A 16843-nucleotide genomic window follows, 5' to 3' on the forward strand; every position below is an offset into this window, starting at 1 on the left:
CCGTGACCCGTCCGACTCCCATGGTCTCCCTGCTGAGCACGCCCCAGCGTCCCGCCCCCGCGCCGCCCACCCCGGCGGCGCGGCCGGGGCGCCGGTGGCGGCGCGACCTCGCGCCCTACCTCTACCTCTCCCCCACGGCGATCGTGATGCTCGTCCTGATGCTCGTGCCGGTCCTGCTGGTGATCGGGTACTCGTTCTTCGACAACGTCATCACGAACCCGCGGCCGGCCTTCGTCGGTCTCGCCAACTACCTCGAGGTCCTCGGCGATCCGAAGTTCCGCACGGCCACCGGCAACACGATCGTGTTCGTCGGCGTCAGCGTCGCCGCCCACCTCGTCCTCGGACTCGGCTTCGCGATGCTGCTGAACTCGCCGCTCGTGCCGACCGTCGCCAAGTCGCTCTTCCGGGTCGTCTACGTCCTGCCGTGGCTCTTCACGGTGGCGATCATCGCGGTGCTCTGGCGGCTGCTGCTCAACCCCAACGGCGTCGTCAACTACGCGCTGATCTCGCTCGGGCTGACCGATCAGGGGATCGAGTGGCTCGCCTCCCCCGCGACCGCGCTGCTCTCGGTCACCTTCATCAACATCTGGGCGGGCTACTCGTTCTACATGATCACGCTCCTGGCGGGTCTGCAGGGCATCCCGCACGACCTCTACGAGGCGGCGAAGGTCGACGGGGCGAGCGCCTGGCAGCGCTTCTGGAACGTCACGATCCCGCAGCTCAAGCCGATCATCATCAGCATGTCGGTGCTCGACATCATCTGGACCTCGCAGCAGTTCGCGCTGATCTGGATGACCACCGGCGGCGGCCCGATCGACGCGACCGAGATGCTCAGCACGTACACCTACAAGCTCGCGTTCAGCCGCTACGAGTTCTCGGTGGCCTCGGCGAGCGCCGTCCTGATCCTCCTCCTCACCATGGTCCTCGCGTTCTTCTACGTGCGGAACCAGAAAGCCAGGGACTGACGTGACCGCCACCGCCACCCGCCCGGCCGTCCGCACGCCGCGGCTCCTCGCCGCGAAGGCCGGGGTCTGGGTCCTCCTGCTGATCGGCGCCGCCTTCGCGGGCCTGCCGATCGTCTGGATGGCCGCCAGCTCGTTCAAGTCGAACACCGAGATCTTCGAGTACCCGCCGCGGCTGATCACGGACACGTTCTCGTTCGCGGCGTACGCAGGGATCCTGGGCGACCCGACCAAGGTCCGCTTCTTCATCAACAGCTACGTCGTCGCCCTCGCGGTGGTGGCGCTGACGCTGGTGGTCGCCATCCTCGCGTCCTACGCGTTCAGCCGCTACGAGTTCCGCTTCAAGCGGCCGATCAACATCATCATCGTCAGCGTCCAGGCGGTTCCGCCGATCACCCTGCTGATCCCGTTCTTCGGCCTGATGGTGACGCTGCGGCTCTACAACACCTACCAGGGCCTGATCCTCACCTATCTGGTCTTCACGCTGCCCTACGCGATCATCATGCTGACCGGCTACTTCAACACCCTCCCCCGCGATCTCGACGAGGCGGCGCGGATGGACGGGGCCGGCCCGATGACCGTGCTCTGGCGGATCCTGGTGCCGATCGCCATCCCCGGCATCGTCTCGGTCGGGGTCTACACCTTCATGATCGCGTGGAACGAGTACCTCTTCGCGCTCACCCTGACCCGCACCGACGACATGCGCACAGTGCCGATCGGCATCCAGCTGCTCATGGGCCAGAACTCCTACGAGTGGAACGAGATGATGGCGATGAGCATCCTCGGATGCGTTCCCGTCCTCCTCCTCTTCCTCTTCTTCCAGCGGTACTTCATCGGCGGCATGACCGCCGGGGCCGTCAAGAGCTGAGGCGCGCGACCGCGCGTCCGGAACACCACCACCACCACGAGAAGGACAGTCAGAGAATGCTTGTTTCCGGAAAAGACCTGCTGGACGTCGCCAATGCGAACGGCTTCGCCGTCCCGGCGTTCAACGTCAGCGACTACGCCATGATGAACGGCCTCTTCGAGATCAGCGAGGAGAAGGACTCCCCCCTGCTCATCGCGATCCACCCCGACGAGCTGAGCCACACCGGAGTGGACATCCTGCACGCGATCATCGCCCGTGCCCACCGCTCCAGCGTCCCCGTCACCATCCACCTGGACCACGGCGCCACCTACGAGCAGGTGCTGCTCGCGATCAAGTCGGGCTTCACCTCCGTGATGATCGACGGCTCGATGCTCCCCTACGACGAGAACGTCGCGATCACCAAGCGCGTCGTCGACGCCGCGCACGCCGTCGGCGTCTCGGTCGAGGGCGAGCTCGGCACCATCGGCAAGACCGACAACGAGGCCGAGGACGGCGCCGCGAACATCATCTACACCGAGCCCGACGAGGCGGTCGACTTCGTCTCCTCCACCGGCGTGGACAGCCTCGCGATCGCCATCGGCACCAGCCACGGCCTCTACCCGGCGTCGATGAAGCCCGCGCTCAAGCTCGACCTGCTCGCCGAGATCAAGAAGCGCGTCGCGGTGCCGCTCGTCCTGCACGGCGGCTCGAACAACCCCGACGCCGAGATCGCGGAGTCGGTGAAGCGCGGAGTGAACAAGATCAACATCTCCAGCGACATCAAGGCCTCGTACCACAACCGCATGCGCGAGGTGCTGGCCGACCCGTCCGTCCGCGAGCCGAACACGATCCAGCCGCCCTCCATCGCGGCGATGAAGGAGACGGCCGCCCAGAAGATCGACCTGTTCGGCTCCGCCGGCAAGGCCGAGCTCTACTAGGCCCGGAACCCGGACACGAGGGACGACGCGGTGAGCGAGAGGATCGTGCTCGGACTGGGCGGGACCGTGGACTACGAGATCGACTGGGACGGCGACGTCGTCCAGGCGCTCGCGGACGGCTACGGGATCCGCGCGGACGAGCTGACGAGGACGGCGCCGGTGACCACCGAGCGCGATCTCGTCGTGGCGCTCCTCGCGTTCCTCGCCGACGGTGCGGGAGGGGAGAGATTCGCCTCCTCCTCCCGCATCGTCGAGGAGTTCGCGCAGCGCTTCCCCCGGCGCATCACCCTCGGCGGGACGGGGGTCCGCGCCGGCTACGCGCTCGCCGTGCACGGCCTCGCCGCCGTGCAGCACCTGGTGAGCATCGACGACCACGTCCGCCGCCTGCTCCCCCCGGGCACCGAGTACGTCTCGAGCGCGACCGCGGACAGCACCGACCCGCACCTGATCGTGCAGTTCCCCCGCGGTGCCCGCGTCCGGCTCGGCGACGTGCTCCTGGTCGCCCCGCATCCCAACCGGGTGATCGTCTCGAACGACCCGCCCAACCGCGAGCTGCTGCTGGCCGAGGGGCTGGGCGACGTCCTCGCGGACGCGGACGTGTTCCTCGTCTCGGGCTTCAACAGCATCCAGGACGAGGCGGTGCTCACGGAGCGGCTGGCGACGCTGAAGCGGCACCTCGCCGCGCTGCCCCACTCCGCGGACGTGATCTACGAGGACGCCGGATTCCACCTCCCCGCCCTGCAGGACCGGGCCCGCGCGGCCCTGCTCGGCCGCGTCGACGTCGTCAGCATGAACGAGGACGAGCTGCAGGCCCTGCTCGGGCGCCCGCTCGACCTGCTCGATCCCGCCGCGGTGGCCGACGCGCTGGAGGCCGCGGCCGCGCTGCTGCCCGGCCCGGTGCTCGTCGTGCATACGCGGCACTGGTCGGCCGCGGTCGGGGCGGCGGCGGAGCGGTACCGCGCGGCGCTGCTCGGCGGCGTGACGATGGCGAGCACCCGCTACCTGCTCGGCGACGGCATCACCGCCGCCGACTACGACCGGGTCGCCCGGCTGCCCGCGCAGCCCGGCGGGGTCGCCGTCTGCGCGGCGGTGCAGGAGCGGCTGCCGGCCGTCTGCACCCCCGGGCTCGTGCTCGAGACCGACCGCCCCACGACGATCGGCCTCGGCGACACCTTCGCCGGCGGCTTCGTCTCGGCCCTGGTGCGCCACCGCGGCTGACCGGCCGCTCCCCCGACGACGAGGGCCCCGCACTCCGCAGCAGCGGAGCCGGGGCCCTCGGTCGTTCGATCAGCGGCGCTCGGGATCGGCGCGCCGAGCGATCAGCGGCGCTTGGTCTGTGCGCGGCGCTCCTGGCGGTTGTTCGGCGTCTCGTCCGAGTCGCCCGGCTGCTGGCCGAAGGCGCCGGTGGTGGACGCGTCCTCCGCGTCCGCCGGGCGCGCCTCGCGGGCGGCCGCGGCGCTGGCCTTGGCCGTCGCCGCCTGCTGCACCTGGCCGCGCTGGTTGCGCACCTCGACGCCGCCCGAGTCGCTCGGCGCGGAGTAGCTGAGCTTCTCGACCGGGGCGACCGGCTCCGAGAGGCCCTTCGCGGCGACGCCGGCGACCTCGCCCTGCTTCTGCGTGACCTCGACCTCGAGGTTGAAGAGGAAGCCGACGGTCTCCTCGCGGATCTGGCCCATCATCTGCTGGAACAGCGTGAAGCCCTCGCGCTGGTACTCGACCAGCGGGTCGCGCTGCGCCATCGCGCGCAGGCCGATGCCGTCCTTGAGGTAGTCCATCTCGTAGAGGTGGTCGCGCCAGCGGCGGTCGATCACCGAGAGCACGACGCGGCGCTCGAGCTCGCGCATGGCGGGAGCGCCGAGCTGCTCCTCGCGGGACTGGTAGGCCAGCTTCGCGTCCGAGAGGATCTCGCGGCGCATGAACTCCTTGTTGATCCGGCCGCGGCTGCCGGCCTCCTGCACGACCTCGTCGATCGAGAGGCTCACCGGATAGAGCGTCTTCAGCTCGGTCCACAGCGCGTCGAAGTCCCAGTCGTCGCCGTTGCCCTCGCCCGTGTGCACCTCGAGGATCTCGTCGATCACGTCGACGAGGAACTTCTGGGTGCGCTCGTGCAGGTCGTCGCCCTCGAGGATGTGGCGGCGGTCGGAGTAGATCGCCTCGCGCTGGCGGTTGAGGACGTCGTCGTACTTGAGGACGTTCTTGCGGATCTCGGCGTTGCGCGCCTCGACCTGCGACTGCGCGCTGCGGATGGCGCGCGAGACGACCTTCGACTCGATCGCCATGTCGTCGGGCACGTTGCCGCGGCCCATCAGGGCCTCCGCGGCACCGGAGTTGAACAGGCGCATCAGGTCGTCGGTGAGGGAGAGGTAGAAGCGGCTCTCGCCCGGGTCGCCCTGGCGGCCGGAGCGGCCGCGGAGCTGGTTGTCGATGCGGCGCGACTCGTGGCGCTCGGTGCCGAGCACGTAGAGGCCGCCGGCGGCCTGCACCTTCTCGGCCTCCTCGGCGACCTTCGCCTTGACCGCGGCGAACACGTCGTCCCAGGCGGCCTCGTACTCCTCGGGGGTGTCGACGGGGCTGAGCCGCTTGGCGGACATCTCGGCGACGGCGAGGAACTCGGCGTTGCCGCCGAGCATGATGTCGGTGCCGCGGCCGGCCATGTTGGTCGCGACCGTGACGGCGCCGAGGCGGCCGGCCTGGGCGACGATCGCGGCCTCGCGCGCGTGGTTCTTGGCGTTCAGCACCTCGTGGCGCACGCCCTTCTTGGCGAGCAGGCGGGAGAGGTACTCGCTCTTCTCGACGCTGGTCGTGCCGACCAGGACGGGCTGGCCCGCCGCGTGGCGCTCGACGATGTCCTCGACGACCTGCTCGAACTTGACCTGCTCGTTCTTGTAGACGAGGTCGGCGTTGTCGATGCGCTGCATCTTGCGGTTCGTCGGGATCGAGACCACGCCGAGCTTGTAGGTCGACATGAACTCGGCGGCCTCGGTCTCGGCCGTTCCGGTCATCCCGGAGAGCTTGCCGTAGAGGCGGAAGTAGTTCTGCAGCGTGACCGTGGCGAGGGTCTGGTTCTCGGCCTTGACCTGCACGCCCTCCTTCGCCTCGATCGCCTGGTGGATGCCCTCGTTGTAGCGGCGGCCGGCCAGGATGCGGCCGGTGTGCTCGTCGACGATCATCACCTCGCCGTTCAGGACGACGTAGTCCTTGTCCTTCTTGAACAGGGCGCGGGCCTTGATCGAGTTGTTGAGGAACGAGATCAGCGGGGTGTTCGCGGACTCGTAGAGGTTGTCGATGCCGAGGTAGTCCTCGACCTTCTCGATGCCGGGCTCGAGCACGCCGACGGTGCGCTTCTTCTCGTCGACCTCGTAGTCCTCGCCCTCGACGAGGCGCTTGGCGAGGTTCGCGAACTCGGCGAACCAGCGGTTCGCCTCGCCCGACGCGGGGCCGGAGATGATCAGCGGGGTGCGCGCCTCGTCGATGAGGATCGAGTCGACCTCGTCGACCACGGCGAAGAAGTGGCCGCGCTGGACCATGTCCTTCGCCTGCCACGCCATGTTGTCGCGCAGGTAGTCGAAGCCGAACTCGTTGTTCGTGCCGTAGGTGATGTCGGCCGCGTACTGCTCGCGTCGCTGCTCGGGGTTCTGCCCGGCGAGGATGACGCCGGTCGTCATGCCCAGGGCCCGGAACACGCGGCCCATCAGCTCGGACTGGTAGTTCGCGAGGAAGTCGTTGACCGTGACGATGTGCACGCCGCGGCTGGCGATGGCGTTGAGGTAGGCCGGGAGGGTCGCGACGAGGGTCTTGCCCTCTCCGGTCTTCATCTCGGCGATGTTGCCGAGGTGCAGCGCCGCGCCGCCCATCAGCTGGACGTCGAAGTGGCGGAGGCCGAGCGTGCGGCGCGACGCCTCGCGGACGGCGGCGAACGCCTCCGGCAGCAGGTCGTCCAGCGACTCGCCGTTCGAGTAGCGCTCGCGCAGCTCGACGGTCTCGTTCTTCAGCTCCTCGTCGCTGAGGTGCGTGAAGTCCTCTTCGAGGGCGTTGACGGCTTTCGCGTAGTTCTCGAGGCGGCGGATGACCCGACCCTCCCCGACGCGAAGGACCTTTTCGAGAACTGAGGCCACGGGGTACTCCAAAACGTAGAAGACAGGTGCCCGCTGCCGGAGCGCGGACTCCGCCAGCCTAGCGGCGACGGACTGTGCGGCGCCCGACAGGGCGCGAAGAGCCCCCCGGAGGAGGACCCCCGGGGGGCTCGGTCGCGCGGCCGGACGAGCCGGGGATCAGCCGGCGGCGGCCTCCGCCTGCGCGTCCGCCTCGTCGCCGAGGCCGATCACGCCGTAGTCCCAGCCCTTGCGGCGGTAGACGACGCTCGGGCGGTCGGTGTCCGCGTCGATGAAGAGGTAGAAGTCGTGGCCGACCAGCTCCATGTAGTCGACGGCGTCGTCGACGCTCATCGAGACGGAGGGGAAGACCTTCTTGCGGATGACGACGGGGCAGTACGGCTCCTCCACGTCGTTCTCGTCCGCGTCGACCGCCGGCTCCTCGGCGGCCGGCTCCTGCACGGGGACGACGCCCGTGCTGAGGCGCTCGAGCACCGCGGCGTCGGCGGGCTGGATCGCGACGACGCTGAAGTCGTCGGCCGCCGCGTCGCGCAGCGAGGTCGGCCGATGCTGGCCCCGATGGACCTTCTTCCGGTCCTTCGCCCGCCGGACCCGTTCGAGCAGGCGCCCGAGGGCGACGTCGAAGGCCGCGTACTTGTCGGCCCCGCTCGCCTCGGCCCGCACCACGGGCCCCTTGCCGATCAGCGTGAGCTCGACGCGGTCGCCGCCGGCGGCGCCCTTGCCCTCGCTGTGACGGCTCGCCTTGATCTCGAGCGCGAGCGCCCGGTCGGCGAGGTGGGCGATCTTCTCCGACTTCTCCGTCGCGTACGCGCGGAAGCGATCGGTGATGCCCATGTTGCGGCCTGTGATGTCGATGTCCATGACAACCTCCCAGTCGAGTACGGCGTGCCGCCTTTCTGAGGGCGGTCCGTTCGCGCCGTGCCCCGAGCGTAGACCCCGGTCACCCGATCGTCATCGGGAGTTCACTCAGGAAGTCGCGTTCCCGCGCCGGGGAGTGCCCGCGAGCGCGACGGCGCCGGCGACCTCTCCCCCGCCCGCGCGCACCGCCCGGCGCAGCTCCAGCAGGGTCGCGCCCGAGGTGACGACGTCGTCGACGAGCAGGATCCGCGTTCCGGCGAGCGGGCGCCTGGCGCGGAACGCGTGATCGAGATTGGAGCGCCGCTCGGCCCGGGCGAGTCCGACCTGGTCGCGGGAGAGCCGCGTCCTGGTGATCGGCCGGGAGGGGCGCCCGCCGGCCGCGCGCACCAGCAGGTCGACGGGGTCGAAGCCGCGCCGCAGGTGCCGCACGCGCGAGCGGGGCGGTCCGACCAGCGCCGCAGGCTCCCCGGCGAGCGCCTGCAGGAGGACCGGGCGCAGCAGCGCGCCGAGCGGGCGCGCCGCCGCGACCCGCCCCTCCGCCTTGAGCGCGAGGACGAGGCGCCGCACCGTGCCGGAGTACTCGGCCCCGACGAGCACCTCGAGCGGGTCGTCCGCCGGGCCGACGCGGCGGAGTGCCGGGCGCGCCTCCGCGGCGAGCGCCGACGCGCAGCCCGGGCAGGGCACCTGCACCGCCGGCAGCCCGCAGGCCGGGCAGTCCACCGGCAGGAGCACGGCGAGGGCGTCGAGGAGGTGATCGCGCAGCATCGGGCGAGTGTGCCCGCCCTCAGGACCCCATGCCCGTCTGCGTCGCGAGAAGGTCGATGCCTGTCGCGACCGTCTGCCACGCGGAGCCGCGCTGCTGGCGCAGCTCGCCGCCCTCGGCGAGGATCCGGATCTGCGTCGACGCGTTGCCCGCGGCGATCTGCACGGTGCCGGTCGTCGTCCCGAGCGGGGTGTCCGCTCCGCCGAGCTGGTTCATCGTCACGGTGTCCTCGCCCGTGGAGCCGCGCACGACCGAGACCACGTCGAGCTCGTCCGTCCACGCGGCGGTGACCGCCGTGCCGAGCGTCGAGCGGAGCACCACGGGCTCGCCGACCGCGATCGGGTCGCCGTTGGCCGAGCGGGTGATCCCGGCGACCAGCACGGTCGCCTGCTGGCCGTCCTGGGCGAGGGCGAGCATCCTCGTGCCGTCCCGGGAGAGCGCGAGCGAGGCGATCGACTCGATCTCGGGCCACGCGGTCGCGACCTGGAGCGAGCGGGAGCCGTCCGAGGAGTAGGCGACCAGCTCGTTGGGCGCGGCCGAGGGCACCGACCAGACGTAGCCGAAGGGGTCCATCCCGGGAGCGGCGAGGCCGGCGCGGGCGTCCAGCAGCACGTCGCCGACGCCGGGGGTGACGAGCGAGACGCCGGCCGCGGTGAGGACCGCCGCGGACGCGCTGGAGTCGGCGCCGCGCTGCTCGCCGAGCACCGCGGCCCGGGGCGAGAGGGCGGCGACCCGCTCCGAGACGCCCGTCGGGGCCAGCCCCGAGGAGCCGAGGAAGCCGAAGTCGCCGTCCGTCAGCACCAGCGGCCGGGTGTCGACCCGCGGCGAGGTCGGCAGCCCGGTCACCTCCGTCGGGATCTCGATGGGGTTCTGCTGCACCGAGAGCGAGACGCCCGTCACGTTCGAGACGTTGGCGAGGCTCCGGCCCAGCTGCAGCGCCATCCGGCGCCACTGCCGCTCGTCCGCCTCGAGCGCCGCCGAGTTCAGATCGACGACGGCCCGCTGGGCCTCCACGGGCACGGTCTCGGCCGCCAGCGTCGTCCCGGTCGGGAAGGCGGAGACGACGGCGCCCGAGTCGCGCAGCCACGCCGTCGGCCCGCGCAGCAGCTCGGTGACGATGGTGGTGCTGGTGGAGCTGTCGGCGCGGGAGGCGAACCAGCGCAGATCCGGCACGAGGTAGCTGTAGCTGGGGTCGAAGAAGTAGAGCGCGTAGGTGGAGAACACCTGCTCGAAGGTCGTCCGGTCGATCACGACCCCGCTCGGCGGCGCGCTGATCCGCCACTCGCCGTCCTCCTGGACGAAGCCGTAGTCGAGATCGAGGGCGGCGGTCGTGGCGACCTCGGAGTAGACGCCGGTCTCGTCGACCTCCGCCACCGGGGTGATCGTGAGCGAGAGCGTCGAGGCGCTCGGCTGGGTCGAGGAGCGCTGGCCCTCGTCGACCGTGACGTGCTCGCCCGGCGTCCAGTCCGCCCCGGTGGAGAGGAACTCCCGGGCGATCTTGTAGTTGTTCTGCGGGCTCGAGGCGGCGTCGATGAAGCCGGTGAGGATCTCGAGCTGGTCGGCGCCCTCCGCGGGGCCGGAGGGCAGGAAGTCGTACTGCAGGTCCTGCGGCGCCGTGTCGGGCCGCCCGACCCCGACGTCGCCGCCGCGCGGGATGCCCGCGCAGCCGACCAGGGCCGCCAGCAGCAGGGCCGCGGCCACGACGGAGCGGAGCCGCCTCATCGCAGCGCCCCCTGCTCGGGGACGCCGCCGAGCGGCAGCGGCGGGAGGACGATCGGCCCGGTGAAGGCCTGCTCGCCCGCATCGACCGGCGGCAGCGGGAGCGGCGAGGCGTCGATCCGCTGACCGCGACGTCGCGGGACGGTGAGGCGGAAGCACGCACCGCGGTCGGGCATCGACCAGACCTGCAGCCAGCCGTGGTGGAGCGCCGTGTCCTCCTGGGCGATCGACAGGCCGAGGCCCGTGCCGCCGAGGGTCCTGCGGCGCGACGGGTCGGCGCGCCAGAAGCGGTCGAACACGCGGATCACCTCCTCCGAGCTCATGCCGTGGCCGTAGTCGCGCACGGCGATCGCCACGGCGGTGGCGTTGCTGTCGACCGTCACCACGATCTCCCGGCCGTCGCCGTGCTCGATCGCGTTGCCGAGCAGGTTGCGCACGATCCGGCGGATCCGGCGCGCGTCCATCTCGGCGTCGAAGTAGCCGCCGGGGGCGGAGAGCGTCAGCCGGGAGCCGTTCGCCTCGGCGATCCCGCGCATGCCGTCGATCTCCTCGCCGGCCAGGCGCACGAGGTTCACGGGCTCGAGCTCGAGCTCGGCCGAGCCGGCGTCGTGCCGGGAGATCTCGAGCAGATCGGCGAGGAGGCTCTCGAAGCGGCCGATCTGGCCGTGCAGCAGCTCGACCGTCCGCTCGGCGACGGGCGGGAAGCCCTCGCGCTGGTCGTAGAGCACGTCGCCCGCGAGCTTCATCGTGGTGAGCGGGGTGCGCAGCTCGTGCGAGACGTCCGAGACGAAGCGCTGCTGCACCCGGCTGAGCGTGGCGAGCTCGCTGATCTGCTCCTGGAGGCTGTCGGCCATGCCGTTGAAGGAGCGGGCGAGGGTCGCGATCACGTCCTGGCCCTTCTCGGGGATCCGGACGTCGAAGTCGCCGGCGGCGAGGCGCTGGCTGGTCTCGGCCGCCACGCGGACGGGCGCGACCACGATCCGCACGACCACCCAGCTGACCGCGCCGATCAGGAGGATCAGCAGGATCCCGGCGATGTTGAGCACCTGCTGCACGAACTGCAGGGTCCGCTCGGCGTCCGCGAGCGAGTAGCCGATGTAGAGCTCGTAGCGCCCGGCGGAGCTCGGCAGCTCGAGCGTCGAGCCGACGACGATGCCGGGCAGCTGCTGATTCGACGTGCCGAGGGTCACCGACTGCCAGTACTGCCCGTCGGCGCCGGCCTGCACGCGCTCGCGGAGGTCGTCGCTGATCACGCCGTTCTGCAGCTCGCGGTTGTAGCTGTCCTGCGGGGCCAGCGAGGACGGCTCCTGATCCGGGGCGCGCACCACCGCGATCAGGGCGGAGGAGGAGGCGTCGCGCACCGCGGTGCGCACCGAGTTCATGACCTCCTCCATGTCCTGGCGGGTGGAGACCGTCGCCGCGTCCAGGTAGCCCTGCGCGGCCCGCGTCGCCCGCGAGGTGTCGCCGGTGACCTGGTTCAGCCGCGACTGGAACAGGTTGTCGCTGATGCTGTAGGAGAGGTAGGCGCCCGTCGATCCGATCGCGATGCCGCTCAGCAGCACCGTGATCGCGACGGCGCGGAACTGCAGCGAGCTCCGCCAGGCGCGGAGCACCCTCCGCGGCCAGCGCCGGAGCGCCGGCACCCCGAAGCGGCGGGCGAGGCTCACGTCAGCCCGGGAGCACGGAGCCGGCGCGGTAGCCGACCCCGCGCACGGTCGTCACGATGCGCGGGTCGTCCGGGTCCTTCTCCACCTTCGCGCGCAGGCGCTGCACGTGGACGTTCACGAGCCGGGTGTCGGCCTTGTAGTGGTAGCCCCAGACCTGCTCGAGCAGCATCTCGCGGGTGAACACCTGCTGCGGCTTCGAGGCGAGGGCGAGCAGGAGGTCGAACTCGAGCGGCGTGAGGCCGATGCGGGTCTCGCCGCGGCGGACCTCGTGACCCGCGACGTCGAGACTGAGGTCGCCGACCTGCAGCACGGCGTTGGCGGCGACCTGCGAGGGCCGCAGCCGCGTGCGGATCCGCGCGACGAGCTCCTTGGGGTCGAACGGCTTGACCATGTAGTCGTCGGCGCCGGACTCGAGGCCCTGGACGACGTCGGCGGTGTCCGACTTGGCGGTCAGCATGATGATCGGGACGCCCGACTCGGCGCGGATCAGGCGGCAGACCTCGATGCCGTCGATCCCCGGCAGCATCAGATCGAGCAGGACGAGGTCGGGCCGAGCCCGGCGGAAGGCCTCGAGTGCCCCCGACCCGTCGGCGCAGAAGGAGACGTCCCACTCCTCCGCGCGCAGGACGATGCCGATCATCTCGGCGAGGGCCGCGTCGTCGTCGACCACCAGGATTCGCGCGCTCATGGGCCTCAGGCTAACCGACGCACCCGGGAGCGGGACCGCACGCCGGACGCGAGGCTCGGGCGGGGCCTGTGACAGCATGGGGAGGGATGACCGACGCAGCTCAGTGGCCACCGCCCGCCGGGGCTCCGGAGGGCGACGACGCGCGGCCGCCCGCCGCGGCGGCGACGCCCTCGGCTCCCGTTCCCCCTGCCACGCCCGCGCCTCCTGCCGTGCCGGTGCCGCCGGTCGCCTGGGCGCCCGCCGCGCCGGTCGTCCCCACCTCCTGGGCGCCCGCCCCGCCGGTCGCGCCCGTCTCCTGGGCGCCGACCGCGGGACCCGCGGGGCCGCCGCCGCCCCAGGGCTGGACTCCCCCGCCGAAGCCCGGGCTGATCCCGCTCCGGCCGCTCGGCTTCGGCACCCTGCTCGGGGCGCCCTTCGCCGTGCTCCGCCGCAGCCCGCGCACCACCCTCGGCGTCGCGCTACTGGTGCAGGGCGTCGGCTCGCTGCTCGCCCTCGTGCTCTACGGCGCCGTCGCGATCTTCGCGATCGGGCGGATCACGCAGGCCGAGGCGGCGGATCGCGACGCCGTCGCCTCCGGATCGCTCGCGATCGTCGTGCTCTCGGCGCTGATCCCGCTGGCCGTGACCCTGGCGACCGGCGCGCTCGTGCAGGGCGTCGTCGTGCTCGAGGTCTCGCGCGCGGTCCTCGGCGAGCGGCCGACGCTGCGCCGCCTGCTCGTGCGGCTCCGCGGGCGCTTCTGGGCGCTGGTGGGCTGGACGGTCCTGCAGGGGATCGGCGCGGTGGTGCTGGTGATCGCCGCGTCCGCGCTCTCGGTGCCGCTGTTCCTCCTCGGCGCGCAGGACGCCGGGACGAGCGCGGTCGTCGGCGGCATCCTGGTGCTCGTGCTCTCCGGCCTCGGCGCGCTCGTCGTCGGCGCCTGGCTCGCGACGAAGCTCGCCCTGGTGCCGAGCCTGATCGTGCTGGAGCGCCTCCCGCTGCGCCGTGCGATCGGCCGCTCCTGGCGGCTCGTGACCGGCGGGTTCTGGCGGACATTCGGCGCGCTCGCGCTGATGCTGATCATCATCCAGGCCGCCGGACAGGTCGTCACGACGCCGTTCAGCCTGCTCGTCCCGATCGGCGGGGCGCTCGTCGCTCCGACCGACCCCGGAGCGCAGGTCGTCGCCGCCGTCGTCGTCGCCCTGCTCTCGGTCGCGGTCGGACTCGTCATCGGCGCGGTCGGCACGGTCCTGCAGTCCGCGGTGACCGGGCTGGTCTACCTCGACCGCCGCATCCGGCGCGAGGGCTTCGACCTCGTCCTGATGCGCCATGTGGAGGAGCGCGCCGCCGGCCGCGACTCCCCCGACCCGTTCCCCGCTCCGGAGCGGACCGCGCCGTGATCCGCCTCGCGCTCGCCGGGGCACCGCTCGATCCCGACGCCCAGGAGGCCCGGCGCCTGCTCCTCGAGGAGCTCGCCGACCCGCGCTACCGGGCCGCCGAGCCGAACTGGTTCGATCGCCTGGTGCAGGGCGTGCGGGACTGGTTCGCCTCGCTCACCCTGCCGGGCGACGGCGTCGGCCTGCCGGTCGCGGCGGTCATCGGCGTGATCGTGCTGGTGGTGCTCGTCGTGGTCGCCCTGGTGCTCGCCGGGCGTCCGCGCCTGCGACGCCGCGGGGCCGCGACCGGCGCCGTCCTGGCGGACGACGACTCCCGCTCCGCCGCGGAGCTGCGCGCGCTCGCCGAGGCGGCGGCCGCTCGCGGGGACTTCGGCGAGGCCCTGGTCGAGCGCTTCCGTGCGCTCGTGCGCGCCCTCGACGAGCGGACCGTGCTGAGCGTCTCGCCCGGGACGACGGCGCACGGCTTCTCCCGCCGGGCCGCCGCGGTCTTCCCCGCCTCGGGCGAGGAGCTGCGGCGCGCCGCGGACGACTTCGACCGGGTCCGCTACCTCGGCCTGCCCTGCGACCGCGCCGACTATGAGCGGGTCGCCGGACTCGACCGCGCGCTCGCCGCCGCTCCGGTGCCGCTCGAGGCCCTCCGATGACCGGGCCGACCACCTCCCGCTCGACCGTCGCTGGCGACGCTGGCGGCGCGCCGGTCGACACCGTCTCCTCGCCCACGCTCGGCGCCCTGCTGCGCCGGGGCCGCATCTGGCTCCTGCTCGCCGCGATCGTCGCCCTCGGCACGGTCCTGCTCACCGTGGCGACGGGCTCCCCCGTGCCGGCCGCCGACCTCGACGTCGACAGCGCCGCGCCGACCGGGGCCCGCGCCGTAGCCGAGGTCCTCCGCGACCAGGGGATCGAGGTGGTCCGCGCCGACGGCATCGACGAGGCCCTGCGCGAGGTCGATCCCGGCTCGACCCTCCTCGTCGACGATCCGACGTCGGCCCTCGACGAGGAGCAGTACGCCCGGCTCGCGGAGGACGCCGCCGCGGTCGTCCTCGTCGTGCCCTCCGGCGCGGCCCTCACGGCGCTCCTGCCGGACGCCGCCTTCGCCGGCGCTCCCCAGGACCGCGGGGTGCTCCCCGCCGCCTGCGCACTGCCGGCCGCCGAGCGCGCGCAGGCGATCCCCGCGGGCGACAGCACCTTCCGCGTCCTCGGCGGCGGCGCCGTCGGCTGCTTCCCCTCCGGCGACGACGCCTTCGCGCTGGTCGCCGGCGCCACGATCGAGGGAGCGCCGGTGGTCGCCGTCGGCGACGCGGATCTCCTCCGGAACGGGACGATCGCGCAGGAGGGCCGCGCCGCTCTCGCGCTCGGGCTCCTCGGCGGCGAGGACCGGCTGGTCTGGTACCGCGCCGGCTCGGCCGACGCGGTCTCCGCCTCGGTCGACCCCGCCGATCTCGCGCCGGGCTGGGTCACGCCGACGCTGCTGCTGCTCGTCGGGGTCTTCGTCGCCTCGGCCGTCTGGCGCGGCCGCCGCTTCGGACCGCTCGCCGTCGAGCCGCTGCCCGTCGTCGTGCACGCGAGCGAGACCGCCCGCGGCCGAGCGCGGCTCTACGCCCACGGCGCCACCCGCGTCCGCGCGCTCGACGCGCTGCGGATCGGCACGCTGCACCGCGCCGCCGCCGTGCTCGGCCTGGCACCGTCGAGCGGGGTGGACGAGGTCGTCGAGGGCGCCGCCGCCCTGCTCGAGCGCGACCCGCGAGCGCTGCGCCGGCTCCTCGTCGACGACCGGCCCGCCGATGACGCGGCGCTCGTCGCCGCCTCGGACGAGCTCCTGCGCTTCGAGCACGCGCTCCGCGAGGCGCGCGCACCGCGCATCGACCACGACGGCCCCGCCCAGCGCGGCGGGGCTCACGACCGCACCGACCACGAACGACCGGAAGGCCCCCTCCGATGAGCGACTCCTCCCTCCCCCCGATCGCGGACGACGAGCTCCGCCGCGAGCTCGACCGCGTCCGCTCCGAGGTCGGCCGCGCCGTCGTCGGCCAGGACGGCGCCGTCTCCGGACTGCTGATCGCCCTGCTGGCCGGCGGGCACGTGCTGCTCGAGGGCGTGCCCGGCGTCGCCAAGACGCTGCTGGTGCGGGCGCTCTCGGTCTCGCTCGGCCTCGACACCCGGCGCGTGCAGTTCACGCCGGACCTGATGCCGGGCGACATCACCGGCTCTCTCGTCTACGACGCCTCGACCTCGGGCTTCGCCTTCCGCGAGGGCCCGGTCTTCACCAACCTGCTGCTCGCCGACGAGATCAACCGCACGCCGCCCAAGACGCAGGCGGCGCTCCTGGAGGCGATGGAGGAGCGCCAGGTGAGCGTCGACGGCCGCACCCTCCGTCTGCCCGACCCGTTCCTCGTCGCGGCGACTCAGAACCCGGTCGAGTACGAGGGGACCTACCTCCTCCCCGAGGCGCAGCTGGACCGGTTCCTGCTCAAGCTGGTGCTCGACGTGCCGCCGCGCGATGTCGAGGTCGAGGTGCTCTCGCGGCACGCCGCGGGCTTCGACCCGCGCGACCTCGCGGCCGCCGGCGTGCACCCCGTGCTCGACGCCGGGCGGCTGCGCGCCGCGCAGGCCTCCGTCCGCCGGGTCGGCGCCGGCCCGGACGTGCTCGGCTACATCGTCGACGTCGCCCGCGCCACCCGGGAGAGCCCGAGCGTCAAGCTCGGCGTGAGCCCCCGCGGATCGACGGCGCTGCTGGCCGCGAGCCGCGCGTGGGCCTGGCTGAACGGCTACGGCTCGATCACCCCCGATCACGTCCAGGCGATGGTGCTGCCCGTGCTGCGGCACCGGATGCAGCTCCAGCCCGAGGCCGAGCTCGAGGGCGTGCGCACGGAGGCAGTCCTCGGCGGCATCCTGCAGCAGGTCCGCGTCCCGGTCTGA

The 16843-nt window shown here is 72.6% G+C and carries 14 protein-coding genes; 8 read left to right on the top strand and 6 right to left on the bottom strand.

Features of this window, described 5'->3' with window-relative positions; genetic code table 11:
• Positions 1–2 precede the first annotated feature (2 nt).
• From HQQ82_RS04735 to HQQ82_RS04750, 4 genes are read left to right on the top strand one after another with little or no spacing between them, the layout of a single operon-like run.
• Positions 3–965, top strand: a complete 963-nt coding sequence (locus tag HQQ82_RS04735) for a carbohydrate ABC transporter permease (protein WP_367947813.1) — start codon at positions 3–5, stop codon at positions 963–965.
• A 1-nt stretch (position 966) separates the two neighbouring features.
• Complete coding sequence (locus HQQ82_RS04740) at positions 967–1830, top strand: carbohydrate ABC transporter permease (protein WP_367947814.1); 864 nt, start codon at positions 967–969, stop codon at positions 1828–1830.
• A 56-nt stretch (positions 1831–1886) separates the two neighbouring features.
• A complete protein-coding gene (locus tag HQQ82_RS04745; RefSeq protein WP_173231876.1) occupies positions 1887–2747 on the top strand; it encodes a ketose-bisphosphate aldolase in 861 nt (286 codons plus the stop codon).
• Between the two features lie 30 nt (positions 2748–2777).
• On the top strand, positions 2778–3965 hold the full coding sequence (locus tag HQQ82_RS04750) for an ADP-dependent glucokinase/phosphofructokinase (protein ID WP_173231877.1): 1188 nt from the start codon (positions 2778–2780) through the stop codon (positions 3963–3965).
• A 101-nt stretch (positions 3966–4066) separates the two neighbouring features.
• Here HQQ82_RS04750 and secA read toward each other — a convergent pair whose 3' ends face one another.
• From secA to mtrA, 6 genes are all read right to left on the bottom strand, one after another.
• Complete coding sequence (secA, locus tag HQQ82_RS04755) at positions 4067–6862, bottom strand: preprotein translocase subunit SecA (protein WP_173231878.1); 2796 nt, start codon at positions 6860–6862, stop codon at positions 4067–4069.
• Between the two features lie 156 nt (positions 6863–7018).
• Positions 7019–7720 carry a ribosome-associated translation inhibitor RaiA gene (gene raiA, locus HQQ82_RS04760; RefSeq protein ID WP_173231879.1) on the bottom strand — a complete coding sequence of 234 codons (702 nt, stop codon included), beginning with the start codon at positions 7718–7720 and terminating at the stop codon, positions 7019–7021.
• A gap of 105 nt (positions 7721–7825) precedes the next feature.
• Positions 7826–8482: a ComF family protein gene (locus HQQ82_RS04765; RefSeq protein WP_173231880.1), complete on the bottom strand. Its 657-nt coding sequence runs from the start codon at positions 8480–8482 to the stop codon at positions 7826–7828.
• 19 nt (positions 8483–8501) lie between these two features.
• Positions 8502–10202, bottom strand: coding sequence for a GerMN domain-containing protein (locus tag HQQ82_RS04770; protein WP_173231881.1), 1701 nt, complete (start codon positions 10200–10202; stop codon positions 8502–8504).
• Positions 10199–11866 (bottom strand): MtrAB system histidine kinase MtrB, encoded by a 1668-nt coding sequence (gene mtrB, locus HQQ82_RS04775; protein WP_367947815.1) that lies wholly within the window; start codon positions 11864–11866, stop codon positions 10199–10201. Before mtrB ends, HQQ82_RS04770 begins: the two co-directional genes overlap by 4 nt.
• A 1-nt stretch (position 11867) precedes the next feature.
• The gene (gene mtrA / locus HQQ82_RS04780; RefSeq protein ID WP_173231882.1) at positions 11868–12554 is read right to left on the bottom strand and encodes an MtrAB system response regulator MtrA; all 687 of its coding nucleotides are present in this window, start codon (positions 12552–12554) and stop codon (positions 11868–11870) included.
• A gap of 86 nt (positions 12555–12640) precedes the next feature.
• Here mtrA and HQQ82_RS04785 point away from each other — a divergent pair, with 86 nt between their 5' ends.
• The 4 genes from HQQ82_RS04785 to HQQ82_RS04800 are packed head-to-tail and all read left to right on the top strand — an operon-like array spanning position 12641 to position 16843.
• Complete coding sequence (locus HQQ82_RS04785) at positions 12641–13930, top strand: hypothetical protein (RefSeq protein ID WP_173231883.1); 1290 nt, start codon at positions 12641–12643, stop codon at positions 13928–13930.
• Complete coding sequence (locus HQQ82_RS04790) at positions 13927–14571, top strand: DUF4129 domain-containing protein (RefSeq protein ID WP_173231884.1); 645 nt, start codon at positions 13927–13929, stop codon at positions 14569–14571. Before HQQ82_RS04785 ends, HQQ82_RS04790 begins: the two co-directional genes overlap by 4 nt.
• Positions 14568–15866: a DUF4350 domain-containing protein gene (locus tag HQQ82_RS04795; protein WP_173231885.1), complete on the top strand. Its 1299-nt coding sequence runs from the start codon at positions 14568–14570 to the stop codon at positions 15864–15866. Before HQQ82_RS04790 ends, HQQ82_RS04795 begins: the two co-directional genes overlap by 4 nt.
• Positions 15863–16843 (top strand): MoxR family ATPase, encoded by a 981-nt coding sequence (locus HQQ82_RS04800; RefSeq protein ID WP_173231886.1) that lies wholly within the window; start codon positions 15863–15865, stop codon positions 16841–16843. Before HQQ82_RS04795 ends, HQQ82_RS04800 begins: the two co-directional genes overlap by 4 nt.

This window comes from Rathayibacter sp. VKM Ac-2856 (assembly GCF_013205055.1).
Taxonomy (GTDB): domain Bacteria; phylum Actinomycetota; class Actinomycetes; order Actinomycetales; family Microbacteriaceae; genus Rathayibacter.

What these genes read in the sequence shown, in the direction of transcription:
- HQQ82_RS04745 (WP_173231876.1), top strand. Translation starts at nt 1,887, where the DNA reads ATGCTTGTTTCCGGAAAAGACCTGCTGGACGTCGCCAATGCGAACGGC.
- raiA (WP_173231879.1), bottom strand. Translation starts at nt 7,720, where the DNA reads ATGGACATCGACATCACAGGCCGCAACATGGGCATCACCGATCGCTTC.
- HQQ82_RS04765 (WP_173231880.1), bottom strand. Translation starts at nt 8,482, where the DNA reads ATGCTGCGCGATCACCTCCTCGACGCCCTCGCCGTGCTCCTGCCGGTG.
- HQQ82_RS04770 (WP_173231881.1), bottom strand. Translation starts at nt 10,202, where the DNA reads ATGAGGCGGCTCCGCTCCGTCGTGGCCGCGGCCCTGCTGCTGGCGGCC.
- mtrA (WP_173231882.1), bottom strand. Translation starts at nt 12,554, where the DNA reads ATGAGCGCGCGAATCCTGGTGGTCGACGACGACGCGGCCCTCGCCGAG.
- HQQ82_RS04785 (WP_173231883.1), top strand. Translation starts at nt 12,641, where the DNA reads ATGACCGACGCAGCTCAGTGGCCACCGCCCGCCGGGGCTCCGGAGGGC.
- HQQ82_RS04795 (WP_173231885.1), top strand. Translation starts at nt 14,568, where the DNA reads ATGACCGGGCCGACCACCTCCCGCTCGACCGTCGCTGGCGACGCTGGC.
- HQQ82_RS04800 (WP_173231886.1), top strand. Translation starts at nt 15,863, where the DNA reads ATGAGCGACTCCTCCCTCCCCCCGATCGCGGACGACGAGCTCCGCCGC.